The organism is Verrucomicrobiota bacterium, from assembly GCA_034440155.1.
GTDB lineage: Bacteria > Verrucomicrobiota > Verrucomicrobiia > JAWXBN01 > JAWXBN01 > JAWXBN01.
In genome coordinates, this window is sequence record JAWXBN010000053.1 from 32,776 (window position 1) to 58,961 (window position 26,186).

At 47.4% G+C, this 26,186-nt stretch carries 27 protein-coding genes; 5 read left to right on the top strand and 22 right to left on the bottom strand.

Going from position 1 to position 26,186, the window contains the following annotated elements; genetic code table 11:
• Nucleotides 1–37: 37 nt before the first annotated feature.
• From SGI98_05545 to SGI98_05620, 16 genes are all read right to left on the bottom strand, one after another.
• On the bottom strand, nucleotides 38–1,324 hold the full coding sequence (locus SGI98_05545) for a hypothetical protein (protein ID MDZ4742867.1): 1,287 nt from the start codon (nucleotides 1,322–1,324) through the stop codon (nucleotides 38–40).
• Nucleotides 1,325–1,340: 16 nt separating this feature from the next.
• A complete protein-coding gene (locus tag SGI98_05550) occupies nucleotides 1,341–1,784 on the bottom strand; it encodes a hypothetical protein (GenBank protein MDZ4742868.1) in 444 nt (147 codons plus the stop codon).
• A 26-nt stretch (nucleotides 1,785–1,810) separates the two neighbouring features.
• Nucleotides 1,811–2,743 (bottom strand): lactate/malate dehydrogenase family protein, encoded by a 933-nt coding sequence (locus SGI98_05555; protein MDZ4742869.1) that lies wholly within the window; start codon nucleotides 2,741–2,743, stop codon nucleotides 1,811–1,813.
• 78 nt (nucleotides 2,744–2,821) lie between these two features.
• Complete coding sequence (locus SGI98_05560) at nucleotides 2,822–3,868, bottom strand: class II aldolase/adducin family protein (protein ID MDZ4742870.1); 1,047 nt, start codon at nucleotides 3,866–3,868, stop codon at nucleotides 2,822–2,824.
• A gap of 6 nt (nucleotides 3,869–3,874) precedes the next feature.
• Nucleotides 3,875–4,171, bottom strand: a complete 297-nt coding sequence (locus SGI98_05565) for a EutN/CcmL family microcompartment protein (GenBank protein ID MDZ4742871.1) — start codon at nucleotides 4,169–4,171, stop codon at nucleotides 3,875–3,877.
• Entirely contained in the window at nucleotides 4,168–4,443 is a 276-nt protein-coding gene (locus tag SGI98_05570) for a EutN/CcmL family microcompartment protein (protein ID MDZ4742872.1), read from the bottom strand. The genes SGI98_05565 and SGI98_05570 overlap by 4 nt, the downstream gene beginning before the upstream one ends.
• A gap of 7 nt (nucleotides 4,444–4,450) precedes the next feature.
• Nucleotides 4,451–5,911: an aldehyde dehydrogenase family protein gene (locus tag SGI98_05575; GenBank protein MDZ4742873.1), complete on the bottom strand. Its 1,461-nt coding sequence runs from the start codon at nucleotides 5,909–5,911 to the stop codon at nucleotides 4,451–4,453.
• Nucleotides 5,912–5,947: 36 nt separating this feature from the next.
• A complete protein-coding gene (locus tag SGI98_05580; GenBank protein ID MDZ4742874.1) occupies nucleotides 5,948–6,256 on the bottom strand; it encodes a EutN/CcmL family microcompartment protein in 309 nt (102 codons plus the stop codon).
• 101 nt (nucleotides 6,257–6,357) lie between these two features.
• Nucleotides 6,358–6,639: a BMC domain-containing protein gene (locus SGI98_05585; GenBank protein MDZ4742875.1), complete on the bottom strand. Its 282-nt coding sequence runs from the start codon at nucleotides 6,637–6,639 to the stop codon at nucleotides 6,358–6,360.
• A gap of 51 nt (nucleotides 6,640–6,690) precedes the next feature.
• Nucleotides 6,691–7,902, bottom strand: coding sequence for an acetate/propionate family kinase (locus SGI98_05590; GenBank protein MDZ4742876.1), 1,212 nt, complete (start codon nucleotides 7,900–7,902; stop codon nucleotides 6,691–6,693).
• Between the two features lie 78 nt (nucleotides 7,903–7,980).
• Nucleotides 7,981–8,274, bottom strand: coding sequence for a BMC domain-containing protein (locus SGI98_05595; protein MDZ4742877.1), 294 nt, complete (start codon nucleotides 8,272–8,274; stop codon nucleotides 7,981–7,983).
• Nucleotides 8,275–8,300: 26 nt separating this feature from the next.
• Nucleotides 8,301–8,570 (bottom strand): BMC domain-containing protein, encoded by a 270-nt coding sequence (locus SGI98_05600; protein ID MDZ4742878.1) that lies wholly within the window; start codon nucleotides 8,568–8,570, stop codon nucleotides 8,301–8,303.
• A 61-nt stretch (nucleotides 8,571–8,631) separates the two neighbouring features.
• A complete protein-coding gene (pduL, locus tag SGI98_05605) occupies nucleotides 8,632–9,309 on the bottom strand; it encodes a phosphate propanoyltransferase (protein MDZ4742879.1) in 678 nt (225 codons plus the stop codon).
• Nucleotides 9,306–10,109 (bottom strand): DeoR/GlpR family DNA-binding transcription regulator, encoded by an 804-nt coding sequence (locus tag SGI98_05610; protein ID MDZ4742880.1) that lies wholly within the window; start codon nucleotides 10,107–10,109, stop codon nucleotides 9,306–9,308. The genes pduL and SGI98_05610 overlap by 4 nt, the downstream gene beginning before the upstream one ends.
• Nucleotides 10,110–10,203: 94 nt before the next feature.
• The gene (locus tag SGI98_05615) at nucleotides 10,204–13,686 is read right to left on the bottom strand and encodes a PAS domain S-box protein (protein MDZ4742881.1); all 3,483 of its coding nucleotides are present in this window, start codon (nucleotides 13,684–13,686) and stop codon (nucleotides 10,204–10,206) included.
• A gap of 62 nt (nucleotides 13,687–13,748) precedes the next feature.
• Nucleotides 13,749–14,735, bottom strand: coding sequence for an AEC family transporter (locus tag SGI98_05620; GenBank protein ID MDZ4742882.1), 987 nt, complete (start codon nucleotides 14,733–14,735; stop codon nucleotides 13,749–13,751).
• A gap of 164 nt (nucleotides 14,736–14,899) precedes the next feature.
• Here SGI98_05620 and SGI98_05625 point away from each other — a divergent pair, with 164 nt between their 5' ends.
• The gene (locus tag SGI98_05625; protein ID MDZ4742883.1) at nucleotides 14,900–15,856 is read left to right on the top strand and encodes a DUF6786 family protein; all 957 of its coding nucleotides are present in this window, start codon (nucleotides 14,900–14,902) and stop codon (nucleotides 15,854–15,856) included.
• 107 nt (nucleotides 15,857–15,963) lie between these two features.
• Here the strand turns inward: SGI98_05625 and SGI98_05630 are convergent, their stop codons facing one another.
• Both SGI98_05630 and SGI98_05635 read right to left on the bottom strand, forming a co-directional pair.
• Nucleotides 15,964–16,548, bottom strand: coding sequence for a dihydrofolate reductase family protein (locus tag SGI98_05630; protein ID MDZ4742884.1), 585 nt, complete (start codon nucleotides 16,546–16,548; stop codon nucleotides 15,964–15,966).
• Nucleotides 16,549–16,732: 184 nt separating this feature from the next.
• Complete coding sequence (locus tag SGI98_05635; protein ID MDZ4742885.1) at nucleotides 16,733–18,667, bottom strand: lipase maturation factor family protein; 1,935 nt, start codon at nucleotides 18,665–18,667, stop codon at nucleotides 16,733–16,735.
• Nucleotides 18,668–18,795: 128 nt separating this feature from the next.
• On the opposite strand from SGI98_05635, the gene SGI98_05640 reads away from it, so the two are divergent.
• Entirely contained in the window at nucleotides 18,796–19,101 is a 306-nt protein-coding gene (locus SGI98_05640; GenBank protein MDZ4742886.1) for a hypothetical protein, read from the top strand.
• A 73-nt stretch (nucleotides 19,102–19,174) separates the two neighbouring features.
• On the opposite strand, the gene SGI98_05645 is transcribed toward SGI98_05640, so the two are convergent.
• The 4 genes from SGI98_05645 to msrB all read right to left on the bottom strand — a co-directional run bounded on the left by SGI98_05645 (nucleotide 19,175) and on the right by msrB (nucleotide 24,449).
• Nucleotides 19,175–20,596 (bottom strand): NAD-dependent malic enzyme, encoded by a 1,422-nt coding sequence (locus SGI98_05645; protein ID MDZ4742887.1) that lies wholly within the window; start codon nucleotides 20,594–20,596, stop codon nucleotides 19,175–19,177.
• Nucleotides 20,597–20,757: 161 nt separating this feature from the next.
• Nucleotides 20,758–22,194 carry a leucyl aminopeptidase gene (locus tag SGI98_05650; protein ID MDZ4742888.1) on the bottom strand — a complete coding sequence of 479 codons (1,437 nt, stop codon included), beginning with the start codon at nucleotides 22,192–22,194 and terminating at the stop codon, nucleotides 20,758–20,760.
• Between the two features lie 144 nt (nucleotides 22,195–22,338).
• A complete protein-coding gene (locus tag SGI98_05655; protein ID MDZ4742889.1) occupies nucleotides 22,339–23,766 on the bottom strand; it encodes a hypothetical protein in 1,428 nt (475 codons plus the stop codon).
• 200 nt (nucleotides 23,767–23,966) lie between these two features.
• The gene (msrB, locus tag SGI98_05660) at nucleotides 23,967–24,449 is read right to left on the bottom strand and encodes a peptide-methionine (R)-S-oxide reductase MsrB (GenBank protein MDZ4742890.1); all 483 of its coding nucleotides are present in this window, start codon (nucleotides 24,447–24,449) and stop codon (nucleotides 23,967–23,969) included.
• A 327-nt stretch (nucleotides 24,450–24,776) separates the two neighbouring features.
• Between msrB and SGI98_05665 the strand changes: the two genes are divergently transcribed.
• From SGI98_05665 to SGI98_05675, 3 genes are all read left to right on the top strand, one after another.
• Nucleotides 24,777–25,046, top strand: coding sequence for a hypothetical protein (locus SGI98_05665; GenBank protein ID MDZ4742891.1), 270 nt, complete (start codon nucleotides 24,777–24,779; stop codon nucleotides 25,044–25,046).
• Between the two features lie 122 nt (nucleotides 25,047–25,168).
• Nucleotides 25,169–25,459, top strand: a complete 291-nt coding sequence (locus tag SGI98_05670; GenBank protein ID MDZ4742892.1) for a hypothetical protein — start codon at nucleotides 25,169–25,171, stop codon at nucleotides 25,457–25,459.
• Nucleotides 25,460–25,483: 24 nt separating this feature from the next.
• The gene (locus SGI98_05675) at nucleotides 25,484–26,155 is read left to right on the top strand and encodes a DUF2490 domain-containing protein (GenBank protein ID MDZ4742893.1); all 672 of its coding nucleotides are present in this window, start codon (nucleotides 25,484–25,486) and stop codon (nucleotides 26,153–26,155) included.
• Nucleotides 26,156–26,186: the final 31 nt, after the last annotated feature.

Genomic DNA, 26,186 nt, shown 5'->3' on the forward strand with positions numbered 1-26,186 from the left:
TTTAACAAATAAAAATAAATCTCACGAGAGATATTATCTACTCACCGAGTAATTTTTTCAGGCGTGCAAGTTGCACATTCACCTTGGCTACATTCTCCTCGCGTTCTTGCGAGTTTTTGATGGTGTTTTGTTTTGGTGTAATCACTATGTTACGACCGAGATTTCCAGCTATTTTCGATTGCTGTACCGGGGCTTGGATTGTCACGGTCTGGGCAATGGATTTGGCTGGATTAGATTGAGAAGCAACAGATGGTTTTGCGACCGTCACAGTAGATCCCCCCCCACCATAACTCATGACACCCGTTTGTAACTGTAGATCATCTTGAAGGCTGCGATGTGGCTGGATCCCCATTCCTTGCAGGACTCCATGATAGGCTTTAACAGCCTCTTCAGGCGTAATCTTCCCTTCCACTATCAAGCGGAGGAACTGGATAAAGGCGAGTTGATGTTCGGCCATATTGATCTTACGCCCAAAGAGCGCCACACGTGCCCCGTACTTTTGTGCTTCAGAGATCAGTTTAAAGGCATCATAAGTCGTTCCTGCTCCTCCACCGAGAATACCGGCTACAAGCTGCGGGTCATAAGAAACAAGTTCCTCCATGGCCTTCGGCCCATGATAGACGATCTTGAGGAACTGGGGACGTCCAGCGGAGGTTACTCCGGCTAGGGAACGGATGATATGGTCATTGATAAAGCTGCCGAGTTTTTCATCCGAGACTCCGGCATCAATATTCGGGTCGAAAACCTCAAGAAAATATTTAAAACCTTTTCTCTCGGCTTCCTCGCGAAATGTTTTGAAGGCACACAATGAATACTTGTCTCGGTCGACATCATTGGTAAATGTCACTGAATACAACCCGAGATTTGCCCCCGTCACATCCTCACCTTCGCCACACTCTACTTTCCCGCATTGGATATGGTCTATCGAAGCCGTACGGAAGGGTTGTGAAGCTTGTTTGATGTATTGGCTCCCCCTCACCACCCAGATATCTGTTGTATCATTTGCACGAGCAGCAGGAGTAATGTGAGAATTCTGGAATAACCCCTCTTTCATGGCTAACTGCTCGATATTTGAGGCAGAAGCCAACATGATATCAACAAACCCCTGTTTGATCACCTCCCTGATCTGCTGGCGGTATTCTTCCAATGATTTGAAATGGGCCTCACCCTTCGCATAAGCTTCAGGTGATTGCCCCGCTTTGGGTCCAGGCGCCGCAGCCCCAAAAGCCATATCGGCGTCCTTCGCATCGGCAATAATAAAGGCCTTGCTGGAATGAGGATTCTGCCTGATTTCAGCGAGTTTTTGATCAAGTGATTTATTCATAAAAAATTCCTGATAATTAATTTCCAAGTCCTAATTGCTGATTTTTTATCCTTTTACGTATTAGAAAACCTATTACTGCACTCAGCAAAGCAATCAACAGGCTTGAAAAGAGAAATATTGAATTGCTCCAGTGATAATGGTTTTCAGCAAGAACCAGCATGAATATAGAAAATATCGATACACAGACAATGATCCTAGTCTGTTTTAAATCTAAGTGATATTTTTGTGCCCGTTTTGCATCATTACATATCAAGGTCTTGGCTTTTTTGCCATATTTTCGAGATAATATTGCGAACGGAAGGAATAATAAAAATGGTGAGATTAGGGCGGAAATATTCATTTTTCCATTATCCCCTCTATGTCCTATCAAAAGAGGAGTAACAACCAAAAAGATAATCGAAAGAACAGAAGCCAAGAGTGCTATGTTCTGATGCTTTTTGATTTGTTTTTCTTCATCCATAAATATGATTCAATCCAAAGAAAAAACTATGCTTTAACCTTAGCCAATGTGTCTTTCAGAGCCTTGGCTGATGCTTGGAGTCCATTGAGCTCTTTAGGCCAGAGTTCAACCTCGATCCGCTTTTCAGCCCCGCCTCGACCGACGATGGTGGGTACACTCAGACAAATATCCCGAATCCCGTATTCCCCGCGCATGTAGCTCGACACCGGCAGGATTGCTTTCCGGTCAAGGGCAATCGCTTCCACCACGACCTTGATGGCGACTCCCACGGCCCAACCTGCTCCACCTTTACGACTGATCACCTCGGCTCCACTGCCTTTAGTGCGTTCAAAAAGCTTTGTCTGGAGCTGAGGCGTCATCCCTGGGAAATTTGCGAGTGAAATCCCGTCTACAGTCGCTGAGGACCACACGGGAATCATGGAGTCACCATGTTCACCCAAGATCAGGGCGCGAACCTGGGTTGCCGGCAGATTGAGTTCAGCAGCGATTAACGAGCAAAACCTTGAGGTATCGAGCATGGTCCCCAGACCAATAACGCGTGACTCTGGAAGCCCGAGTTTTTGTAGGGCAAGTTGCGTCAGGATATCGACAGGATTACTGACCACAAAAATATAAGCATCATCACGGAGACGGGCTGCCTTTAAACTTTCAAGAATTTGGAGAAAAAGAGAAACATTCCGGTTAATCAGGTCGAGGCGTGATTCGTCCGGTTTACGGCGCAGTCCTGCCGTAATGACAATCATATTACACTGCGCCATTTGCTCGTATCCACAGGAGTATATTTTCTGGTCACCACAAAATGCCGCCCCATGCAACAAATCCAAGGCCTCACCCTCAGCAGTCGCCACATTCGCATCCAAGAGAGCAATTTCTTTAACAATCCCGCCGCACTGCAAGGCAAAAGCCGCACAACTGCCGACACGTCCCCCTGCACCGATGATTCCGACTTTTAAACTCATAATCTTTTTCTCCCGTTTATTGATAAATATAAAATTTTCCCGAGTCCGTATTCACACGCACCATTTCTCAAAGCATCCTTATTTTCCGCCAAAAGCTTTCATGATCTCATTAGTGATTTTTTGAACCGCTTCTTCTGGCACTTCCACTTCTGCTGCTTTGGCCGATTCGTTCCCGGTCTTGCACCCGCAAGAGCCTGTCGCCGTTTTACCACGCAAGACTTCCCACGGATCAACTTCACAGAGTTGCACCGGCTTTAATCCCTCCCGGGGATCTGGCATCCCGAGTTTACTCCGGAGTTCAAGCAATTTACCCACTTCATCACTCGGAATCGTGCTGTCACCCTTTAACGGCATGGCATTCAAAAGGGTACGGCAATAAGCATCCGTGATTTCCATTTTCCAATAAGCATCTTCCACCCCAAATCCCCAACAAATAACCCCGTGGTTGCCCATCAGGATTGATTGGTGTTCGGCCGCCAATGGCTGGATGATCTCGGCCATTTCTTTCCCGCCGGGTGTCTTATAAGGGGCCAAGGGAGCGCGCCCCACAAAAACCTCATATTCGGGAATCAAACAAGCGGGAGGCTCGATTCCGGCTATGGCGAAAGCTGTGGCATGAACCGGGTGGGCATGGACGACGGCTTTAGCATTTGAGTTCCCCTTATAAAGGGCTAGATGGGTCGTGATTTCACTCGTGCGTTTACTGGAACCGGCAATTTGATTCCCTTCCAGATCCACCATACAAATCATATCCGGAGTCATAAATCCCTTACTCACCAATGTCGGGGTACAAAGGACTTGATTCTGTCCGATACGGTAAGAAATATTCCCCCCGTTCCCGTCAACATATTCACGAGTCCAGAGCCGGCGACCCATTTCACAAATCTCTTTTTTGACGCGTTCGGCTTCTTCCGAAAAAAACATTGCCTGAACAGGATCAGAAGACGAAGATGCCGAAACACTTACGCCACTCTGGGCAATTTGCGCGGAGACAATAATTTTAATCTGATTTTCAGAAAAAACATCTTTGGCCCCGGGAGTAACGATAACCCCCGCTAGAACAGTAAATTCTTTTTTGCCGGTGGAGGCAAATTGCATCGCATCTTTTTCTGTGAAGAGTTTCATAATTTATTATTCCTGGTATGTTTTTCCTTGATAAAAATATTCATCGATGAGACCCGCACAATAGGCATCCACAGGCCGAGCCGGGTCGAAAGGGCAGGCAGCCTCACGGCCTTCACTGATGGCGATCGTCTGCCCCTGACTGGCTCCTAACTCGTCATAAACAACAATGGCAAAGTCGGTCGCTTTCTTCTCACCAGCAAAACGCTCCTGTTTCCAAGGCGCTACCAGCAAAAGCCTCTCACCGACATAACTTTCATGCCGTCTCGACAAGACCACGCGGCCTATGACTGTTCCAAATCTCATGCGTTTAAATTCACTCCGTCGTCAATTACCCCCAGCACCGCCCAACGGGCAGGACTGAGTTCACTACCGACAATTTTCCGGGCTTCCGAGCCGTCACTGGAAATAATGACTTTTGATCCGATCCCAGCTCCAAAAGTATCAATCACCAGTTGCGGAGCCCCGTCATTAAAATCGTCATAGGAAAGAGGTTGTGCAATCATCAGACGCCACCCCTCGAGTGAAACATGTTTCACCTCGGCTGTTGCATAACCTTCTATCCGTGCGATTTTCATTCGTTAATCAATAAATCTTGAGTTGATCGACCATGACACAGCGACGGCTGCGGGTGAATGTCATCGGTGTGGTGACTCCTTCTCCCGTCGGGGTCGCGATACTAAAGCTCAGAAAACCTTCACCTCCCAAACCCAAACCTGTCATGCTCGGACCGTTCTTGATGTAAAGTGTCGTATCTACGGCTTGAGCCATTTTCGTCATATTGACGACATTCTGGGAATGAATGATGGCTGTGTGTTTATAACCATGCTCGGCACGAACCGCTGCGGCCACCGCATCGTCAAAATTCTTTACCCGTACAATCGGGATAAAGGGCATCATCTGCTCTTCTTCCACAAAGATATGATCTTCAGGGGTCACCCCAAAAAGTAACTGTGTCGATGCTGGCACATCTAGCCCTGCAATTTTAGCCAATACTGAAGCATCGGCTCCCACGAGCTTGCGATTCACACTCGGATGAGCGCAACCCGCGCCTTGGCCTTCGGGGAATACAAAAGCTTCTTGGGTGAGTTTTTCGATTTGGGCTGCATTTAATTGGACTGCCCCGTGTTTCTTGAGGGCGGCAATCAAGGCGTCGGCTACTTTCTCCACCACAAAAACTTCCTTTTCGCCGATGCAGAGCAAATTGTTATCATAAGAAGCTCCTTGGATGATTGCCGAGGCCGCCTGATCGAGGTTTGCGGTTTCATCCACGACGACAGGGGGATTTCCCGGACCGGCACAAACGGCACGTTTTCCTGATGCCATGGCTGCTTTGACTACCGCAGGGCCGCCTGTAACGCAGAGCAAACGGACAAACGGGCTCTTGCACATGGTATTAAAGGATTCAAGAGTTGGTTTCTCCACCATAGACAACATATCGCTGATCCCTGTGACCTTTTCGATTTCACGGTTGTAAACACGCAAGGCAATGGCCGCACATTTTGCCGCACTCGGATGACAGTTAAAAACAATCGTGTTCCCCGCAGCAATCATATTAATCGCATTGCCCGTAATGGTAGGAACACTGTGGGTCGACGGGGTAATCGCCCCGATCACGCCCCATGGCGTATATTCGATCACTGTTAACCCGTGATCACCACTGAAAGCGTCGTGTTTGAGGAATTCCACACCTGGAACCAAATCACCACAAATGCCCAGCTTCTCGATTTTATGATCCAAGCGCCCTATTTTGGTTTCTTCGAACTCAATCCGGCCCCACTCTTGGGCATTTTGCACACAGAGTTTACGGATGACATTAATCGCTTTTTTACGGGCTTCGACCCCGGCGGCCTGGAGCTTTTGAAAAGAAACATCAGCAGCGGCAATGGCTTCTTCCATCGTGGGGTACACACCGTATCCACCGGCACTCACCGGTATACTGGAGACCGGCGTAGCGGGAGTCGCCTGTGGAGCACCAGCTCCCAAACTTGCCAACACCTGTTGAACCACCCTTGCGATTGTATCATCATTAATTTGTGTGTTCATAATCGATTTTCATCCTGATCAAACGGCATTATCGTTCTACTTATTCTTGTATATTTCACGTCCATGGAGATCGACCGCGTCGACGATGCCGATAATGACAGCATCGACGGGTGTATCCTTATCCTTGGCGGCCAGACGGGCGGAGCTTCCTTGCACAACAAGCACGAGCTCACCCACGCCGGCCCCGAGGCTATCCGTCACCACGATTGTCGATGATGAAGCTTTGAATTCCTTAGCGTCCGGCCCTTCAGCAGTGACAGGACGCACGACGAGCAGTTTCTGCCCGGTCATTTTTTCATTCTTCTTGGTCGCGACCAGCGCGCCCTCGACTTTGGCTAGGATCATAATACTTTTCCTTCTATGCAGATGAAGGCGTAATGAATCATCCGTTAACACCGGACCACCCACTCCATCCCGCAAACTGCCTCAGGTTATACTGGCTTAAATTATTTTGTCTTGGGGAGTATACCCAGGATTTCGTCATGAGGACGGGGAATCACGCTGGTGGTAATAATTTCTCCACCAATAGCGGCGGCGGCTGTACGACCAGCCTCTGTTGCGGCTTTAACAGCGGCGACATCACCGGTGACAACGCTCGTGACCATGGCGTTACCGACTTGTTGGTAACCCACGAGTTTAACATTCGCGCTTTTGAGCATCGCGTCGGTAGCCTCGACCAATGCGACGAGCCCACGTGTTTCAATGAATCCTAATGCTTGTTGTGACATATTTTTGTTTTCCTATTTTTGTTTTTTAAGTTGGTTAAAAATTTAGTTCTATTATTGATGCAGAAGCTTCCAAGCATTCCGCGCGATAATCGTTTCTTCCGATGTCGGGATCAACATGATGCGCGTTTTACTCGAAGGCTTCGAGAGCGTTACTTCCGTTTTGGGTGCTGTTTTATTAGTTTCTAAGTCGAGCTCAATCCCGAGCCCGTCGAGACCCGCGCAAATTGCTTCACGCAGCCAAGGGTTATTTTCGGCAATACCGGCTGTGAAGATCAATACATCACAACCACCAAGCTCGACAAGGAATTGACCGATATAATTCCGAATATTCTTCACCAGGACTTTCAGTGCCATTTGCGCATCCACGCTTCCTTCATCAGCAGCCTTCAAGACATCGCGCAAATCCCCTGTGGGTGTGCCCGCCATTCCTTTGAGTCCGGCTTCTTTCATGAGCATTTGCTCTACTTTTTCCACGCCCAAACCCAGGTCGCGGATCAGGTAGATCAGTGCAAAGCTATCAAAGTCACCGACACGGTTATTTTGGGGCAAACCACTCTGCGGTGTCATTCCCCAACTCGAATCCACAGCCACACCACCCTTGACCGCAGCAATCGATGAACTCCCCCCCAAATGGCAGGAAATCATCCGCAAATTGCCCGCACCTAAAATCTCGGCGGCACGCTCAGTCACAAACCGGTGGCTGGCTCCATGGAACCCGTTGCGGCGAATCCCGTATTTATCATGCCACTCTTGAGGAATGGCAAATCGGGTATTCTGCTCGGGAACATGGTCGTAGAAGGCTGTTTCGAATGTACCGACACAGGGAATCTCTGGATAGTCCTTCTGAAAAAGACGCACCGCATTTACATACGGCGGATTATGCGCGGGCAGGAGGGTATAGATTTCCTCCATGGCCTTGAGCACATCCTCGGTCATTTCCACAGTCCCACTGATTCCCTTGGCCATTACCGGTTTGAACCCAATCGCTTTGACTTCGTCCATGGAGGTAATCACACCTTCCTCGGTATCCATCATGGATTCAAAAGCCATATGAATGGCGGTCGGATAATCTGGAATCGGACAGGTTTTCTTCTGCGCTATCCCGCCCATCTTTTGATAAGAATAGATACCGTCCTGCGAACCAATCCGTTCCACCCCTCCTTTACAGAGGAAAGTCTCATCGGGCATCGAAAATACAACGAATTTGAACGAAGTACTTCCAATATTGGCTACGAGTATTTTATTTTTTTGCACGGACGACATAGGGATATCTATCGATCTAATATTTTATGTGTGTAAAAAGGTTCCCGCCTAGAAATAACGAATCCGGCGGAAAATCCCTTATTTGGCTGCGGTAGCTCCACCGATCCATTTACCCATTCCAGCGAGTTCATCATGCGGACGGGGGATGACATGGACAGCGACGACTTCACCGACAGCGGCAGCGGCGGTGGCCCCTGCTTCGATAGCGGCTTTAACAGCAGCGACATCACCCTTTACAAAAGCCGTGACATTTCCTGAGCCGATCTTTTCCCAACCAACGATCTGGACATTGGCGGATTTGAGCATTTCATCGGTCGCTTCGAGTAATGCGACCAATCCTTTTGTTTCAACCATACCTAGAGCTTGTGACATAAATTTCTTTTCTCCGTATTTTAAAATTAAGCGATATAAACCTTGAGCAGATCCGGATGGGGATTTGCGATGACATGACTGGCGACCAGTGTTCCAATGCGTTGAACCACTTCGCGCCCGGAATCAACTGCAGCTTTAACACTGCCTACATCTCCGCGGACAACGACAGTGACCATAGCACCACCGATTTGGATCATTTTGACGAATTCGACATTCGCCGCCTTACACATGGCGTCTGTCGCCTCGGCGAGGCCGACGTAACCTTTAGTTTCGAGTAGTCCGATTGCTTGACTCATATTTTCCTTCTTTTCTTTGGGTTTGGGTTAGATTGTTTATTTTGTGTGTTAAAATCTTCGATTAGACGAGCTCTACCTGTTCCGCCCTGTCGAGATCACAGGCATTTGCCTCATCGGTATCGATGTGGACCTCGAGTTTAAATGAGGGATCTACACGCACGAGCATGTCTTCAAAAACGGTCGTACATTTAGGGGCTGTGATCCGCAGTTTCATATTATCCAAGTGTTTGACACCGTAAAACTCCGCATCAGATGGGCTCATATGAACATGGCGTGAGGCACGGATAATCCCATCGGGCATTTCCCACGAGCCTTTCGGCCCGATCAATATCCCGCTGGTAGTCCCTGAAATATCCGCGGACATCCGGACGGGAATATCTAACCCGAGCTGGATCGAATCGCTGTAAGCAAGCTCGACTTGGTTAAGATTCCGGCATGGCCCGAGAATGCGGAGATTCGGGATGATCCTTTTCTTCGGCCCGATCAAAGTAACGGTTTCATTCGCCGCAAATTGCCCTTCTTGGTAAAGCCATTTGAAAACGGTGAGCTTGTGCCCGGCACCAAAAAGTTTTTCGACGGCTTCCTGAGTAAGATGGCAGTGGCGCGCGGAAGAATTTACGACTAATAATGGAACAGTTTTACCCGTCCTCGATGCAGCACCTGCTAATTGATTTTTCAGCGCCTGGCGGACGAGTTGCTCGACAGTGCCACGATCATAACTTGGATTCCCCTTAATCATGCGATCGACTCCTTCTGGGTTAAATTTCTCTTAGATCCCTGTACTGCGACAACCACCTGGACGCCGGTCCGCTTGACCATTTTAAGGTGTTCGTCAGGAATGCCCTCAGAGGTGATCCAGTAATCAAAATCTTCAAATTGGGCAAATGCCACAGGGCGATTCTGCCCCCATTTTGAGGCGTCCACCACCAAAATCGTCTTTTCGGCCCGTTTCATGAAAAGCTTTTTCATCTGTGCCTCGGTAAGCTCTGTGGTTGTGGCACCCCGTTCAAGCGAAAGCCCCGATGAACTCAAAATGGCGAAATCCGCAGATAATTGCTCCATCCATTGCGTGGAAAGCTCCCCAACCAAAGCTTGGTTCACCACGCGCAATTGTCCCCCGATACAAATCACTTGGGCTTGGGTGCTATGCGCCGCGGTTAAAAGGGGAATGGAATTGGTAATAATCGTTAAATCCTTCCGCCGTAAAAGGCGGCGACCAATCTCCATACATGTCGAACCGGAATCCACAAATACAGAGGAATTTGATGGAATAAGATCAATAACCGTATCGGCAATGGCCTGTTTGTCCAGACGGTTCTCCTGGGCTTTCTGTTCGTAACTGGGTTCCCCATTGAAATAGGATGGATGCATGACCCCACCATGAATCCTGATTAATTTACCCGATTCCTCCAGCTCTGTGAGGTCACGGCGCAGGGTTGCAGGGGAAACCCCCAAGGCTTTCTCAAGGGTCTGCACACTCAGACGGCCCTTCCGGTCGAGAAGCGAAGTTATTTTTTGAAAGCGCTCGTGAGCGAACATGAGCGAATTCAAGCAATTCGCTCACGCCCCGTCAAGAGCAATTTTATATTTTTTTCTGAACAAAATCGATTGTTGTCCTCAATATACCAAAAAATCAGTCTACCTTCAGGATGACTTCCGAGAGGATAATCGAGAGTTCCGCTAGACGATAAGGCTTTGGTAAAGCCGCTTTAAAGCCCATTTGGGAAAAACTCATCATTGTTTCTTCTTCCGAATACCCGCTGGAAGCAATCGCCCTCACCTCCGGATCAATCTGCTTCAATCGCCTGAGGGTTTCGACGCCACCAATGCCTCCTTGGATCGTCAAGTCCAGAATTAAGGCATCAACCCGGGTTCCATTTGCTTTAAGCTTTAAAAACGCCTCTACACAATCTTCTCCGTGAGATGTTTTGACCGCCTGATACCCGAGCACCTCGATAGTTTCCGCCAAAGTATTCAGGATCATCTCATTATCATCCATAATCACAATCAATCCCTGTCCCTCGATCACATTCTCGGACATCCTGCGGGGGGATGTATCCTGACTATCCGTAGCTGGTAAGGTCACAGAAAAAACAGTTCCCTTTGTGGATGAAGAGGAGAACTGGATGCTTCCCCCGTGTTTACCGATAATCGAATGGCTAATGGCCAACCCCAATCCTGTGCCATTTTTCTTGGTGGTGAAATAAGGGTTAAAGATATTCCTTTGAACTTCCCTCGGGATACCCGGCCCATTATCGGCCACTGAAAATGAAACAAATTTAGTCACCTGATTGCCCGTGGAGGGTAACTCGATATTCTCCGCATAGACCTTGATTTTTCCACCTTCACCGAGCACCTGCCGTGCATTCAGTGCGAGATTGTATATAACCTGTTTGATCTGGCCTTCATCGGCATTCACACGGAATAAATCATCAGGAATATTGTATTCGCAAGCAATTTGCGAACCCCGGAGCGCAAACCGGGAGGCTTCCGTGAGTAATTCTGCTAAGCTGGTTACCTGTTTGATTGGTGCCCCCCCTCGCGCAAAAGTCAGGAGCTGCTTGGTTAATTGCTGGGCTTCATCACAAACTTTGAGGATATCATCGAGATACTCCCGTGTTTTAGACTGGATAACCTCTTGATTTTTCACTAAGGAGGCATTCATCACGATCGTCGACAAGAAGTTATTGAAATCATGGGCTATACCCCCTGCCAAAATCCCGACTGACTCGAGCCTTTGATTCCGTTCATTCCTTTCATCCTCACGTTTTTTATCGGAGATGGCATGAATAAAAAGGATAATTCTGAAAACCTCGCCTTGGGAATTATAAATAGGGCTAAACCGTGTATGCCACCAGAAAAGATCGTCCTCCCCCGTGATCGACAGCTCCGCCTCGCATGTCTCCTGTTTCAGCAAACACTCTTCCAGAAGTGCAAACAACCCGTCTCCCGCTTCCTGCGGGAGGAGCCGCCTACATTCATAAACGTCGTTTTCCAGCAAGATGTGACAATTCTCCGTGTCGACAACCTTCCTGAACGCGTTATTCAGTGCGACACAATGTAAACTCCCATCATCATTCTTCTCAATGACTGCCAACATGGTATCTACCCCGTCAAAGATCGATTTAAAGAAAGCTTCACTCTGGATAAGCTGTTCCTCGGCAGACTTTTTATCTGTGATATCATGGGCGATTCCTGCCACTCGCCGCACGTTTCCGTCATCATCACGGATGGGGTAACCCCTATCCCTAATCCACCGGACGGATCCGTCAGCCATGACTATCCGGTACTCCTTGTCGTAAAGGACATCCTTCCCCTGCTGGATCGACATTTTTACTACCCAAGGGCGGTCATCGGGATGGATGGCCTCCAACCAATCGAGCGGGTCTTTAAGTAGTTTGTCTACCGATCTCCCCCAGACCTTCTCATACGATGGGTTCACATAGACCATCAGGTCGGTCTTCGCATCCCATATCCAGAAAACATCATAGATATTTTCCGTAATCTGAAGGAACCGCTCTTCATTTTCTTTAAGCTTTTCCTCTATGATTTTTCTCTCTGTGATGTCTAGGGCAAACCACACCGTATAAATATTCTCAGGATTACTCTCGACTAAATCACTCCCGATCAGTGCCATGGCCAAGGCCCCGTCTTTACGGATGAACTCCTGTTCGATCAACGTCGGCCCCCCTTCATTATTCCTCTCCCTGACAAACTCATGGGTCTGACCAGGCCGTTTCATCATGAGGGAATCAATTTTGAGTCTGCCCGCTTGGATATCCTCATGGCTGTAACCCGTCATTTTTAGGAAATATTCATTACAATCCCGGATCACCCCTTTTGCCCCCGTGAAAAAGACACCGACAAGATCAGACTCAAAAACCTTTCTGAACCGGGATTCATTTTCCTTGAGGGCATTTTGTGTCTTGACCCTATTAGACACATCACGACTGCTGCAAACAAGATGCATTTCATCATCACCCTGGGCAGAAAGCGATTTTATAGTGGACTCTAGCCACTTATAGTCACCCCCTTTACAGGCAAACCGATAGGTAACACTACAAGCACTTAACTCATCCTTGAGCATGGAGAAATGCTGTCCAACAAGTATTTGCTCATCCGGATGAACAAACTCCATGATCTTCTGACCAATTAACTCTTCTGGATCATGACCGATTATCACACTACACGAAGGCGAAACATATTGAAGGGTCAAATCCTCATCTAAAAGACAAATCATGTCCGAGGAATGCTCGGCAAGCAAACGGTAACGGGCTTCACTTGCAAGGGAGGCTTCCTCCGCCGTTTTCCTTTCGGTGATATCCCTGCACAAACCGATCACTTGACACACAGCACCTCCACTATCCCTCTTAAAAACCGCCTCACTACTGCGGAACCAGCGGAATCCGCCCCCTTTAAGGATCATACGGTACTCCATATCGATCACATCACCGTCATTGAGTCCGAGATACAGACCCTGGTGCTCGATAAATGCCGGATAATCATCGGGATAAATCACTGTTTCTATTACTTTAGTTCCCATTTCGATAATCTCTTCCGGTGTGTAGCCCGCCCGGTCAAAAATGCTCCGGTTACAAAAAATATTCTTCCTTTCGATGCTATCAAAAATATACAGGATATCCGGGACTGTATGATTAATCCTTTCCGCAAATTCCTTACTACTGAAAAGTTCATTCTCGGTATTCTTGCGGGCTGTAATATCCTTGGCGAATACCAATCGTGCTTTTACACCATTAAAAACAAACTCATGGGACTCCACCTCGACCCAGATAACCGTCCCATCTTTCTTGAGATGTTTCCATTCAGCTTCATGGGTAAATTTTTGTAAGGCCTCGGTGAGGAATTCCTTGAGGACAAGCACATCTTCCGCATGCCTGATATCAAAAATAGTCATCGATGAAAATTCTTCTTTGGAATAACCGTATTGGCGGACAGCGGCAGGGTTCACGTCCTGGAATCGAAATGTCCCGACGTCATAAATATACATCGGCAAAGGGTTACACTCAAAAATCAAACGGAATGAGTCAGGACCAAAATTTTGCAGGGTTTGGTCCTGATCTTGATTACCCGGCAGAGGCTTTTTATCTTCTGGCATAGTCTGTCAAAGGCTCCATGTTACCTCTTCATAGGAAAAAATCATCCCAAAAGAAATCTATTTTAGTGGATTAACCATAACCCGAAACGTAACCACAGGGGAATCGTGACCAAACTCAAGATCGACGTCGTAAAAATCACGCGAAATGCTGTCGGCACATCCCCTTTATAATGGCGGGTCATCACTAAGGGAAAAACCCCGGAGCCCATTGCCGCCTGTACCGCGATCACTTGCCTCAGCTCCTCCGACATAGGTAAAAACTTTGCCACTATCAGGAAAATCGCCGGCAAAAAAATCAAACGCAGAAACGCCGCACCTAACGAGGTAGAAACCCCCTCTTTCAGGATACCCGGCTGGAAATAGTCATACATCACCGCCCCGATTAAAAGCAGGATCACCGGGATCGCCGCACCTCCCAGCATTTGCATCAGGGTAATACAAGTGACGGGAATGTGACTCCTCTCTACTAATAAATTCAGTATCAACCCCAAAAAAATTGCGATCAGCGGTCCGCTGAAAAGACGGCGCCATTCTTTAAAAGGATTTGCCCCGGTTAACAGACTGATCCCGACCGTCCAAATCGCAACATCCACCCCGAGATTAAATACAAAAAGTACCCCCAAGGTTTTTACCCCGAAAAAATCCATGATCAAGGGTATCGGGATGTAACCAAAATTAAACACCCCGACAGTCATCGCAAAAGTGCGCCTTTTAAACTCTTTATCGAGCCCTAGCCACCGACTCGACACATAGGCTACAAGGAACCCGATTGCCGCCGCAAAAAAACCCAAGACTGGCGGCAAGAAAAGATTCTCCGCTGAGTCCAAAGCTTTATTTCCGATGATTTTCTCTAGGATCAAGCAGGGGAAAAGCAGGTTAATCGCCAGTTTCATCAGCGTGTCATCAGCCTGCTTATTTAGCCATCCACGGGCGCGCACACCGGCACCCAGGATCATAATCAGGAAAATCGGCATCACCGATTCGAGTATGCGCAAATAGTCCGCCATAATAACCACCCCATTAATCCCCTGATTTATCCACCCTGACAAGCTGATTCACTTCCCACTTTGGAAAAACAGGACAGAATCTTTCCTGAATCCCCCCCGGCGGCTGCCACTTTTTTTTTTGCATGCTTGCCATCCCCTTTCGAACAGGGCTATTCTTCGCCCGATCAATCATGTCCTATTAACCCTTTGAACCAAAGGTGAATCTTATGAATACCGATCTGCACACATGGAAAACCAAACATGGCCAAATCATCATCTCTCCCGAACGCGCCCGCGTCATCCAAGCACAGGTGGGTAGCAATGACCTTTTATGGATGAATGCCTTTTGGCGGCAGGGATGGAATGTCGGTGGTGACCGCCTCTGGGTGGGACCGGAGACTGACTGGTTCTGGAAAGTCAAAGATGATCCCGATTTTTCAAAGTATGAGGTTCAGAAACCCCTCGACAGTGACAACTGGAATATCACCCAATTAGATAAAGATGTCTGTCATCTCTCCAAAATGATTACGCTCAAGCACCAGCATGATAAAAGCTCCATCAAACTCGCCTTCACCCGCAGTTTTCTACTCAATGACATGGAAGCCCCCTATTTCGAGAAATTCGTCTCTTACACGAGTAATAATACCCTCGAAATCCGTAAGGGCAAAGTCGGCCAACAAGTCGATCTCTGGGCCATCCTCCAGGTCCCAGCTGGGGGCATCGTTTATATCCCCGTCCGCGGCGATGGCGAGATCCGTAATTATTTTGATCCGATCACCGACGACCTCTGGGAGAAACGTAAACGCGTCATTGCTTTTGAGATTACCGGTAAACAACAATATAAAGTCGGTATCTCCCCTTCCAGCAGCCGAGGCCGATACGCCTACGTACGCGAGTTTGGCGATGATTACCTAGTCGTTTACCGCGAATACTTTAACCAACCATGGCGCGAATACTGTGACTCGCCCTTGAGTGAGCCCGACACACAAGGCGACTCTCTCCAGGTTTATAATGACAATGGTGATTTCGGCGGTTTCGGCGAGATCCAGCACCACACTCCCGGACTCCGTGTTGATGGTTATTTCGACCACCTGAGCAATAGCTACCTCACCATTGCTGGTATCGTCAAAGAAAAACAATGGTCCAAGTGGTATAATTACTGGCTCCTCGGTGAGGATGATTAACCCTTGCCGGGTTAATCACTCAAGGCGGGAGCATCTTTTTTTTTCGTGAAGGACCTGAAGGGGATAATACACCATTCATTCCGAATAGCACCTATCTCCGCTCAGGGTCACTGCGTGTGATCCGTCGTTTCCCATCCTTCTTCGCTTTTTCCAACGATCCGGTACATGCTTTGCACAAAACCGAATTCGTAAACGTGTGTGGTGATGTGTTCAAGGGGGATGTCCCGCTCGACCGGACCAAAAAGGGTTTTCCCCTGCCCGATCAGGATGGGGATACGGGTAATGGTCATTTCATCAATGAGTCCCGCATCCAGAAAACCTTGAATCGTAAGACCCCCATCAATATACAAATGTTTACTCCCCCCCGCCGATAAACGCGCGACGAGCACCTCTGGAGACTCCTTGGAAAGACTCACCGAAGGCAGGACCCCCTGTGGCAGTTCCTTCAAGCCCCGGCTGAGCACCACTACCGGGGTCTGCCCGTATGGCCACTCGGGGAATGACAAGACCTGTTCAAATGTCCTACGCCCCATCACCATTGTATCGACCGTGGAGATAAATTCCCAATAACCACAGTCCTCCCCCGGAGGAATGCTGGCATTCGCCTGATCTAACCAATCAATCCGTCCATCCTCCCGGGCGATGTAACCATCCAAGCTGGTAGCAATAAAAACAGAGCATTTTGCGCGCATATCCCTCTATCCTACCCGATCTCCTCAGCAATCAACAACACCCATCTCTCTCATATATTGAAACATTCACTACAGAAATATTTCCCCTTGTGAACTCCGAACAGGGACTATGATCACTCACAAAACAATTTGCCCTTTATACCCTCGGCGTGCATGAAGATTTCACGATTAATTTCTGATCTTTTTAGGGGCTACGGCGTTCGAGGGTGGGATTATAGGGTCCGAGCAATTTGCGCGACCACCAGGCCCCGGTTTGTTTGTGTTCCTCCGGGGTGGTGAATTTGTAATCGTAAAGGATGGCGCGGATGTAGCGGGGTGGGTGGCCAGCGAAGGGGTCCCTGCCGAGCAATTTGCATACGGGTTGAGATCCTTCCAAAATCCGGCCCTGTAAATTCAAGAGCCATGGGTTCGCCTGATAATCACCGAGGGAGGCGAACCACATTTGCCAGTCGAGGCGGGGTTGGAACGGGGCAATTTGTGGTGGTAGGCGGTTGACATCGCCGGGCTTATATTTGAATTCATAGGGCAACCAGTTGACCCCGTCATGGCTCCCCTCGATGACGATCTCCCGGCGTTCAGTCGTCATCACAGCAAAGAGGCCGTAACCATTCACTATCCGGAATTGCCCAAGGTAGCGGTTCCACAGCGACACCCATTGAGGAGAGTTTATCCGGAAAGCACCCACCAGCGGGGCGATACTCATCCAAGTCACCAACACAGCGAGGGCAGGAATAATAATCCATCTTTTTAAAAAAATCTCCGGTTTGCAGGGCCGCCGACTTCCTGCCTCATCCACAATCTGCACTTTAGATCGCCTGTTTCTGAAAAGGCTGGAGAACCATTCCAATGCCTGATCGTCCCAACAGGTCAAAACTAACAAAAGGGTAAGCCAATTAAAAAAGGTATAATTCCCTGTCAGTATTATCAGGACTTGGAGAAAGGCCAGTAGTCCCCCTGCCCCAAAACGCAAACGACGCGGGGCAAAAATAAAAAATGGCACGACTAGCTCGATAAAAAACATGCTACCCACGGAAAATTCCTGGAACCATCGGGGTAACTGGTGGGCATACCATGACACAGGATTGGGAATGGGTTGCGTAAAATAATGAAAATCCAGTGCCCTCCAGTCAGCCCAGACTTTATCCCCACTGGAGAGCTTCACCACAGCGGAGGCGAACATGAGCCGGAAAAGGAGCCAACGATAGAGCCAGACAATCACCCGCGAGGGAGCAGGAGCAAATTGCCCACGGCCCGGGAAGAGCTTCCACGGGGCAAAAAAGATCGCCAAAAACCCCATCTCTAGCAAGAGGGCATCCCATTGGAAACCCATGAATGGTTCACCCACAGCACAAATCGATAGATAGAGGACAAAACAAATTGCTGCAGCAATTGCCGGGGCAATGTTAATAACGAGGAACAAAGCGGCGACTACTCCCAACCACAATACAACCATGAGAACGGTGTCAGATTGGGAATACCAGAAGACGGATGGAATATACCAGAATCGAATCATATTCCCACCTTGTTGAGCTAAAGCCTCCTCCACGATTCGAGCATACTCGGCAACAGGCATGACGCCTTGGCTCCCAAATAATCCCAGCATCTGGGGAATCAGGGACAAAAAGGCAATGAGATAAACAATTCCCAGTCCCCTCAAGAAAAGAGATCGAATCATCAATACACGTGAAACATTCAGTTCCTCCCCCCAAAATAATAAAGTCAGCTTCGAAAAAAGCATACGGTTGGAGGCGACCACTCGATACACAGCCTCTGAGCAGCGGGCGAATGGCTGAAACCCCTGGTAAAACCAAACCAAGAAGCAAAAGACTGGATTTAATGACAAAGCCCTGAAACAGGCCTCAGCTCCATGGTAAATCGCCCCACCTGTATCGATAAATTTCACTGATTGAGCAAATTGCTCTTGGGTAATCTGAGGGAACAGAGGGCCTGCCTCTTGACTGGATCCTATTTGAAAACGTCCGAGGGCAATTTGTTGAAAGTAAAGGGCCCAGCGCTTGCAAAAACCACATTCCCCATCTATAATCAGCAAGTTCTGGGGTGCTGGATTTACGTGTGCATCATTAGTCACTAGAGGACAATTTGGCTCATTTTCAGGCATAAAATCGAATCTAATCGTCTCGAATATGGCACTTTATAGATAAAATCATAGTCTTGAATCAAATTAATTGAATTTTCATATAACACTGATATAATGGGATTTCAATCTCAGTACGTTTTTTCAAATCTATGAAATCAAAAAATCGCATTAAAAAAGCATCGGTTAAAACTACTTCTTCATCAATCTTAACATCAACCCCTGTGGTCGACATCTTACAGAAACCGAAATTTGTTTTCTGTACCTCTTGTGGCGTGAGACTGACGGAACTCAATCATATAGCCCCTTTTGACGGGGTTTGTTCCGCTTGTAAAACTGCCCAAGGTCAAAAAGAAGCGGAGGCCGCCCGCCGTAAACAATCCCAGACAGTTGCCGGACTCAAGCACTCTACCTATGTGCGTAAAGCCCTCAAGGCTATAGAGCCTTGGCTAAATTAATCAGCCGGTTTATCTTTAAATAACAAACCCCCCACTTTTTCGATAAAGTGGGGGGTTTTGTTTTAGATCGATATCATGAATCTATATTGGCGAAGTATTCGTCGCGAACAGCACGGGCGACTTCCTTGCCGACATTATAATCGAACACACTGGGAATGATATTGTCCGGAGCCAGATCAGAAGGAGCCACACACCTTGCAATAGCGCGCGCTGCAGCTACTTTCATTCCTTCTGTAATCTTACGGGCCCTGACATCGAGAGCACCCCGGAAAATCCCGGGGAAGGCTAGAACGTTATTGATCTGGTTAGGATAATCACTCCGGCCGGTCGCTACAATCGCCGCATATTTCATGGCTTCTTCAGGCGGGACTTCCGGTACTGGATTTGCCAGAGCAAAGACAAAACCATTTGGATTCATCGCCTTGAGCCATTGTGGCTCCACGATTCCTGGTCCCGAGACACCGACAAAAACATCCGATTTTTTTAGGCTTTCTTGAACGCCACCTTTTTCATTTTTAGGATTCGTATGATCGGCGAGCCACTTTTTCATGGGGTTAAGATCGGTACGTCCTTTATGGATCGCCCCCATCCTGTCACACATAATTATATTCGAGCAACCCGCGGACATCAAGATTTTGGCAATGGCCACCCCAGCAGCACCAGCACCGACAATGACAACTTTCAGTGACTTGATTTTTTTATTGGTTAATTTGCAGGCATTAATCATGGCGGCAAGGACCACAACAGCCGTCCCGTGCTGGTCATCATGGAAAACCGGTATATCGAGGCGTTCTTTAAGTTTCTCCTCTATTTCAAAACAACGTGGGGCAGAGATATCCTCGAGGTTGATTCCACCGAATCCGGGGGAAATCCGGCAAATCGTTTCCACAATCTCATCGACATCCTTTGTACGTAAACAAATCGGATAAGCGTCCACAGCCCCGTATTCCTTAAAGAGCATGGCTTTACCTTCCATCACAGGCATTGCCGCTTCCGGGCCGATGTCACCGAGGCCAAGGACAGCGGTTCCATCTGTCACCACCGCGACGGAATTTTTCTTAATGGTGTAATCAAAAGCTTTGAGGGGATCTGCTGCAATGATCTGGCAAACACGTGCGACACCCGGGGTATAGGCCATTGAAAGGGTGTCACGGTTATCGAGGCGGAGCTTGCTACGGATCGCTATCTTACCACCCTCATGGATTTTCAGGACTTCATCCGTGACATCTTCGACGACAAGGGTCTTGATTTTCCGCAATGCCTTAACGATCAGGTCTGCATGCTTTTCATCAGCGGCGTGGAAAGTCACACGGCGATTCATCCGGTTATGAATGACCCCGAGTATCTCCACATTGCCCAAGTCACCCCCTTCGTCACCAATGACTTTTGTCACCCTTGCCAACATCCCCGGCAAATTTGGGTAATTCATTTTAATAATAAAGCTGTGACTAATACTCGGTTTCGATGGTTTTTGAGAGCCTTGTTTTTTCTTCATAACCGCACTCTTTCATTTTCCCTGATGGTTAAAAAAAGTTTTTGGCGGATTTACAATTTTCCGCACGACCTACATCATGGCAAGACACGCTCCCAAAATGAAGAAGCCAGATCGCGCCATCTCTTTTTTGCCAGACTATTTTTGTCCTACTTCATTTAGGATTAAGCAAATTGTTTTGCTAAATCCACGAGTAATCGCACCCCGTAACCGGTGGCACCCTTGCCTTGGAAAACATGTTCCCTCGTCGTCCAAGCCACCCCGGCAATATCCAGATGGACCCAAGGTGTCTTTTCCGCCCAGAGCTCTAGGAATGCTGCCGCTGTAATGGCCCCCCCATAACGTCCCCCGACATTTTTAACGTGGGCCACATCACTTTTTATCTGGTCATGGTATTCCGGTCCGATCGGCAGATGCCATGAGGGCTCTCCGCTACTCAGCGAAGCTTGTTTGACCTGTGCAATAAATTCTTCATTATTCCCGAAAAGTCCGGCTTTGTATTCCCCTAGGGCCACAATACAGGCTCCTGTCAATGTCGCTAGGTCGATCATCGCTGCGGGTTCATATTTCTGGCGCGCGTAAGCCATGGCATCGGCTAGGACAATCCGTCCTTCCGCATCGGTGGTGAGCACTTCGATTGTCTTTCCGTCATAGCTGGTAATAATGTCACCAGGACGGTAAGCATGGGCATCCAGGAGATTCTCCGCTGAAGAAATCAGGGCGACCACATTAATCGGGAGCTTTAGGGCGGCAATTGCACAAATGGCCCCGAGGACGGCGACCCCACCCATTTTATCAAATTTCATCTCCTCCATCTTTTCCCATGGTTTGATGGATATTCCCCCGCTGTCGAAAGTAACAGCCTTCCCTACAAAAGCCAACGGCTTGGCTGATTTGTTTTTTGCCCCTTTATATTCCAATGCTATCAGGCGTGGCTCGCTCTTACTGCCACCGCCCACCGCCAATATCCCGCGAAAACCGCCCGCCTCGAGTTTCTTTTTATCAAAGACAGTGGCTTTGAGCTTGTATTTCTTCGCCAGCTTCAAGGCTTCATCCGCCAAGGTGGGAGGATTAATGTAGTTGCCCGGCAGGTTACCGATTTGCCTGACTATATTCACGCATTCTCCGACAATCTGTCCGTCATGGACAGCTTTGGTGACACTCGCGACCTGATCTTTTGAAATTAAAAAACTAATCTCATCAACCTTCGCTTTCTTGGCATTTTTAGAATCCTTGAAACTGGTGAACTCATAAACACCTTGAAGAATACCCTCGACACAGGCTTGAGCAAATTGCTCCACACCGTCTAGGACAAATTGCGCGCGATAAACACCGATTTTATTCAATTGCCGGATGGCGACCCCGGATGCTTTGCGGAATGTATCATCATCAACCTTTTTCCCGTCACCGAGCCCGATTAAAAGGATTCTTTTTTTACCTTCCCTCAGAATGATGTGTGTAAATTTTTTACCGGAAAATTCTTCCGGGGAAATTGCTTCGAGCTCCTTCAAGGGTGGCTTCGACGAGAATTCAGGGATAAATCCAACGACCGGTTGGGACTGGTCGGGTTGAGCGGAAGGTCTGATAGTAAAATTCATCATGTCCTGCACTATAAGCAATTTGCGCGCCCGCGCAAGCTCCCAAGAAGACCCATCATGCCTCTTTTGATATTTTGATGCAAGTACCCATTGCCCTTATAATGGACTCCTGTGGTTCATGAGGAAAACACCCGAGGACTATAAAATTCATTTTTTTCCTTTTTCTAGGGGAAGCCGTCCCATCCAGACTCCAGTTGCCACGTATTTCCACTCAAGCAAGGTGATAGGAGGAGGGGAATTTTCCGGTCCAAATTTAAGCATACGGTCTTCCTTCTTCATTTTTATCACCCAAGGCAATAAAGCCCTTACATCACGGTCATTCCACTTATAACACCTGAAAACTTCCAAATTATCAGGAGTCATCAATCCGGGTTCAAACCCCAAGACATATTTCCAGTTACCCTGTGGAAAATGATAAAACATCTCGTAGAAGAGCCCCATACTTTCATTATAAACGATCCCGTTTTTGCCGGGCAACCAATCACCCAGTTGTTCCGCCTTCTCCTCAGTAAAATATTCTTTATCCAGACTCGATGTCCATCGCTGCCCGTAATCATTTGTCGTCACAAAATAAAAAGCGGTACAGACATATAAAGTCATGAGGATTCTAGGGACAGGTCGTATTTTTAAATGAGAATCCCAGATTTTCTCAAACATGAAATACAAACAGACCAACAATGCCGGGATACCCCAATCCGCCCAAAACCGGATATTGATAAAACCTAACAACCAACCAAGCGCAAAGAGGATAAATGCGGGTTCGCGGAATTGCCCCTTAGAAAATGTCTTTGTATAAACACTAGCAAAAAACACGGCAAAAAAGGCCATCAACACATTCAAAGAACCATCTGAAGGTCTAAATTCCCCCGCTAATTGTTTCTCAATCACATCGTCTCCCACGGCGGAAATAAGGGTTTGTACAGGTTCGATAAGATAGGGCAAGGGCCTTCCGGCAAACCATGTGCCTAATAGACTGCCTAATAACCAACACCCCGTAAAAACCAGTCCCAATCTGATCCGTCCTGACAAGAGAAAGGCCAGTGAAGGCAATGCAAATAAATACCAACTCCCGTGAGTATGGGTCACCAGCGCATAAAGGACGACCAACAAAACTACTTTTAACGGCTGGATCAATTTCCCCCCCCAGTATGACCACATAAACAATAAAGAAATAGTAAATGCCATCGAGATGATAAATGGTCTGCCCAATGCCCAACGGAAGATCAGTCCCATTGTGAGGGAAATAATGAGGAGCGATAAAATCCAAAGTTCGGGATATTTTGTCCAAGGAAAAGCGGACCCCATAAACAATAGGAGGAGGAGGACAACCGAGAAAATCAATAACCCCGTAGTCCCCCATCCCAGGTAGTCATGAAAAAAGCCGAGAAAAACATGCCAACCATGATGATGGTCAGTCGTGACGCCGATTTTCAATACCAGAATGTCCTGCCAATCCTTCCCAGAAACCACTTTAGCAACATGACGCAAAGCATCATCTGGAGGTTGGTATCCCCTACCAATAATCTTGAGCGGAACCAGGATAATCGTAGTCAGACAAACAAACAAAACGATCACGTTGATTCTCTGACCAATCAACTCGACTATGCTGGACTGAAACTTTTTCAGAGAAGAAAACATATCGTCAAGTTGGGGCATTGAGTTTTTGTAAAACATTCACCCCCATAATCAAAGTAAAAAGAGGTAAAATACTTTCCTTCAAGCCGGCGAGTATATCCCCAATCATTTATTCTTATCAAACCTGAAACAAACGCCTGTTATTGCCCTTGATTCTTCTCTTCTTGGGAAAATTGGCCTTCTGGAATAAACTTCAAAGATTCCCCGTTGATACAATAACGCAGTTTTGTCGGGGCAGGTCCATCAGGAAAAACATGTCCCAGATGCCCATCACAGCGGACACAGTGAACCTCCACACGTTCTATCCCGTGACTTTTATCATGTTCTTCGCCAATATTTTCAGCGGCAAAAGGCTGGAAAAAACTGGGCCAACCAGTACCAGAATCAAACTTTGTGTCTGACATAAAAAGGGGCAGGCTGCACGCGGCACAGACATAAATTCCTTTCCCCTTGTTATTAAGCAAACCCTCACAAAAGGGGCGTTCAGTACCCTTTGAGCGCATGATGTGGAATTGTTCAGACGTGAGCAACTTGCTCCATTCTTCATCTGTCTTGAGAATTGCGGGGACTTGTTTGGGTTCACTCGCATTTCCGGCGGACGTATAGAATCGGACTGTAACCATGGTATTTTTAGGGGGGTTGATTTTCTTTTCAGGGGTTTGATTACTTTGAGCTCTTTGCCCGTTCATAAACCAGGCAAATATGCAAATGGCGATTCCCAAAAATACGATATCCTTGATGATACGATTTCGTGAGGTTATTTGCATTGTATATGATAACATTAAAACCTGTTTTGTCTCATAAAATATCAGTATTCATTTGAGCCGGATCAGGTGTGATATCTGAAGCAAGCGAGTCATGATTTAAAGTAACTTAAGTGTTTGCCCTCCCGCAGGTGTAGTACTCATTAAAGAAAGAATGAATCAAAGAATCCCAACAAAAAGGTATATATGAATACAGTCAAATACTTGGTAGCAGCGACCCTCATCTCAGGTTCTTTAACCTTTGGTGTCATGGCGAACCAAAACAGCAAAGATAGCCTAGTCTATCAAAATGCCGGTGGCAATGTCTCAGCGAAACAACCAACCACTTTTAACGGTGCATCCCTTAGCTCTAAGACGTCATCAAAAAACACCTCAAGTGTTTCCCAGGTAAAAGTCGAAAAAAACTGCAGTAAACATAGTGCCAACAAAATGAACTGCACTATGCATTGCCAATAATACCACAATGTCATTATCCAACGGGAGAGCCGGAGAACAACTACTCCGGCTTTATCATTTTGGACATTGGATCAGAAAAAAATGAATTTGAGTGTTTTATGTGGGAGTGGGGTATAACCCGTATGAATAAAATCAAAAGATCCGTCCGTTTAGCTGTCTTGGCCATGTTTTCGACCCTTTTACCTGTCTACGGTAGCGATTCAATTGAAACTCAAAAGAAAAATTATCCCACAGACAAATGTGTAGTCTCCGATGAGAAACTCGGTGCAATGGGAGATCCTATCGAAAAAACCGTAAAAACCAGCAAGGGTGACCGTCTACTTTTACTCTGCTGCAAAGGTTGTATCAAAAAAGTGGATAAAGACCCCGAAACGTATGTTAAAAAGCTCGATGATCTACAAAATAAGAAATAGACTCCTGTTCCAACCTCTTTTGTCATGCGGAAAATCCCCCTTCACACTCATACCCTGTTATTATTGATATTCCTCGGTATGAATGTACAAGCGGGAAGCGGGTTTGAATCTTGGTTAAATATCTCACTGGGGCAACGATTGGATTATGGACTTGAGGCCAAAGTCGAAACTGAACAATGGTTCGCCAGTGAGTCTCCCACTTATAAACATATTGAAATCATGCCCCAACTCATCTGGCATTATTCACCCCGTTATGATTTCACTGTTGGTTATGCGTATGATTGGACACAACAATCAAATCGCATGATCACCGTCGGCAACAGCGGCTTCTTCGACACAACTGTCAAAATTCCATTCCAAAGATTCAACCTCAGTTCACGGCAAAGATTACAGTTCGGGACGGAAGCCACCGAGGAGGACCAAAACGGATTTGTCGCCCTTTACCGACCCAAAACTGTTCTCGAATATGAAATGCCTTGGTTACCCCTACGCCTGATGCCGTTTGTGGCTGATGAGGTTTTTTTCGATATGAATACAGGGGTACTTCTTGAAAATAGGGCTCAAATCGGGGTCGCCTACCGTATCAATAAATCGTGGCGAATAGAAGTTTATGGTATGCGAGTGGACCAGTGGGATATGACGGGGGAAAATAGCAACTTCCCGGTCGCAGGACTGAACTTCGCAATGCAATTTTAAATGGCAAAACACGTGAGATAAAACAGCTCGA

Bases quoted from the DNA above. Each gene is read 5' to 3' on its own strand.
- SGI98_05570 (MDZ4742872.1), bottom strand. From the start codon at position 4,443: ATGAAAATCGCACGGATAGAAGGTTATGCAACAGCCGAGGTGAAACAT.
- SGI98_05610 (MDZ4742880.1), bottom strand. From the start codon at position 10,109: ATGTTCGCTCACGAGCGCTTTCAAAAAATAACTTCGCTTCTCGACCGG.
- SGI98_05595 (MDZ4742877.1), bottom strand. From the start codon at position 8,274: ATGTCACAAGCTCTAGGTATGGTTGAAACAAAAGGATTGGTCGCATTA.
- SGI98_05575 (MDZ4742873.1), bottom strand. From the start codon at position 5,911: ATGAACACACAAATTAATGATGATACAATCGCAAGGGTGGTTCAACAG.
- SGI98_05675 (MDZ4742893.1), top strand. From the start codon at position 25,484: ATGCGGAAAATCCCCCTTCACACTCATACCCTGTTATTATTGATATTC.
- SGI98_05590 (MDZ4742876.1), bottom strand. From the start codon at position 7,902: ATGTCGTCCGTGCAAAAAAATAAAATACTCGTAGCCAATATTGGAAGT.
- SGI98_05560 (MDZ4742870.1), bottom strand. From the start codon at position 3,868: ATGAAACTCTTCACAGAAAAAGATGCGATGCAATTTGCCTCCACCGGC.
- SGI98_05645 (MDZ4742887.1), bottom strand. From the start codon at position 20,596: ATGAAGAAAAAACAAGGCTCTCAAAAACCATCGAAACCGAGTATTAGT.
- SGI98_05640 (MDZ4742886.1), top strand. From the start codon at position 18,796: ATGAAATCAAAAAATCGCATTAAAAAAGCATCGGTTAAAACTACTTCT.
- SGI98_05625 (MDZ4742883.1), top strand. From the start codon at position 14,900: ATGAATACCGATCTGCACACATGGAAAACCAAACATGGCCAAATCATC.
- SGI98_05555 (MDZ4742869.1), bottom strand. From the start codon at position 2,743: ATGAGTTTAAAAGTCGGAATCATCGGTGCAGGGGGACGTGTCGGCAGT.
- SGI98_05630 (MDZ4742884.1), bottom strand. From the start codon at position 16,548: ATGCGCGCAAAATGCTCTGTTTTTATTGCTACCAGCTTGGATGGTTAC.
- SGI98_05600 (MDZ4742878.1), bottom strand. From the start codon at position 8,570: ATGAGTCAAGCAATCGGACTACTCGAAACTAAAGGTTACGTCGGCCTC.
- pduL (MDZ4742879.1), bottom strand. From the start codon at position 9,309: ATGATTAAGGGGAATCCAAGTTATGATCGTGGCACTGTCGAGCAACTC.
- SGI98_05585 (MDZ4742875.1), bottom strand. From the start codon at position 6,639: ATGTCACAACAAGCATTAGGATTCATTGAAACACGTGGGCTCGTCGCA.
- SGI98_05635 (MDZ4742885.1), bottom strand. From the start codon at position 18,667: ATGCCTGAAAATGAGCCAAATTGTCCTCTAGTGACTAATGATGCACAC.
- SGI98_05565 (MDZ4742871.1), bottom strand. From the start codon at position 4,171: ATGAGATTTGGAACAGTCATAGGCCGCGTGGTCTTGTCGAGACGGCAT.
- SGI98_05650 (MDZ4742888.1), bottom strand. From the start codon at position 22,194: ATGATGAATTTTACTATCAGACCTTCCGCTCAACCCGACCAGTCCCAA.
- SGI98_05545 (MDZ4742867.1), bottom strand. From the start codon at position 1,324: ATGAATAAATCACTTGATCAAAAACTCGCTGAAATCAGGCAGAATCCT.
- SGI98_05665 (MDZ4742891.1), top strand. From the start codon at position 24,777: ATGAATACAGTCAAATACTTGGTAGCAGCGACCCTCATCTCAGGTTCT.
- SGI98_05670 (MDZ4742892.1), top strand. From the start codon at position 25,169: ATGAATAAAATCAAAAGATCCGTCCGTTTAGCTGTCTTGGCCATGTTT.
- SGI98_05615 (MDZ4742881.1), bottom strand. From the start codon at position 13,686: ATGCCAGAAGATAAAAAGCCTCTGCCGGGTAATCAAGATCAGGACCAA.
- SGI98_05580 (MDZ4742874.1), bottom strand. From the start codon at position 6,256: ATGATCCTAGCCAAAGTCGAGGGCGCGCTGGTCGCGACCAAGAAGAAT.
- msrB (MDZ4742890.1), bottom strand. From the start codon at position 24,449: ATGGTTACAGTCCGATTCTATACGTCCGCCGGAAATGCGAGTGAACCC.
- SGI98_05550 (MDZ4742868.1), bottom strand. From the start codon at position 1,784: ATGGATGAAGAAAAACAAATCAAAAAGCATCAGAACATAGCACTCTTG.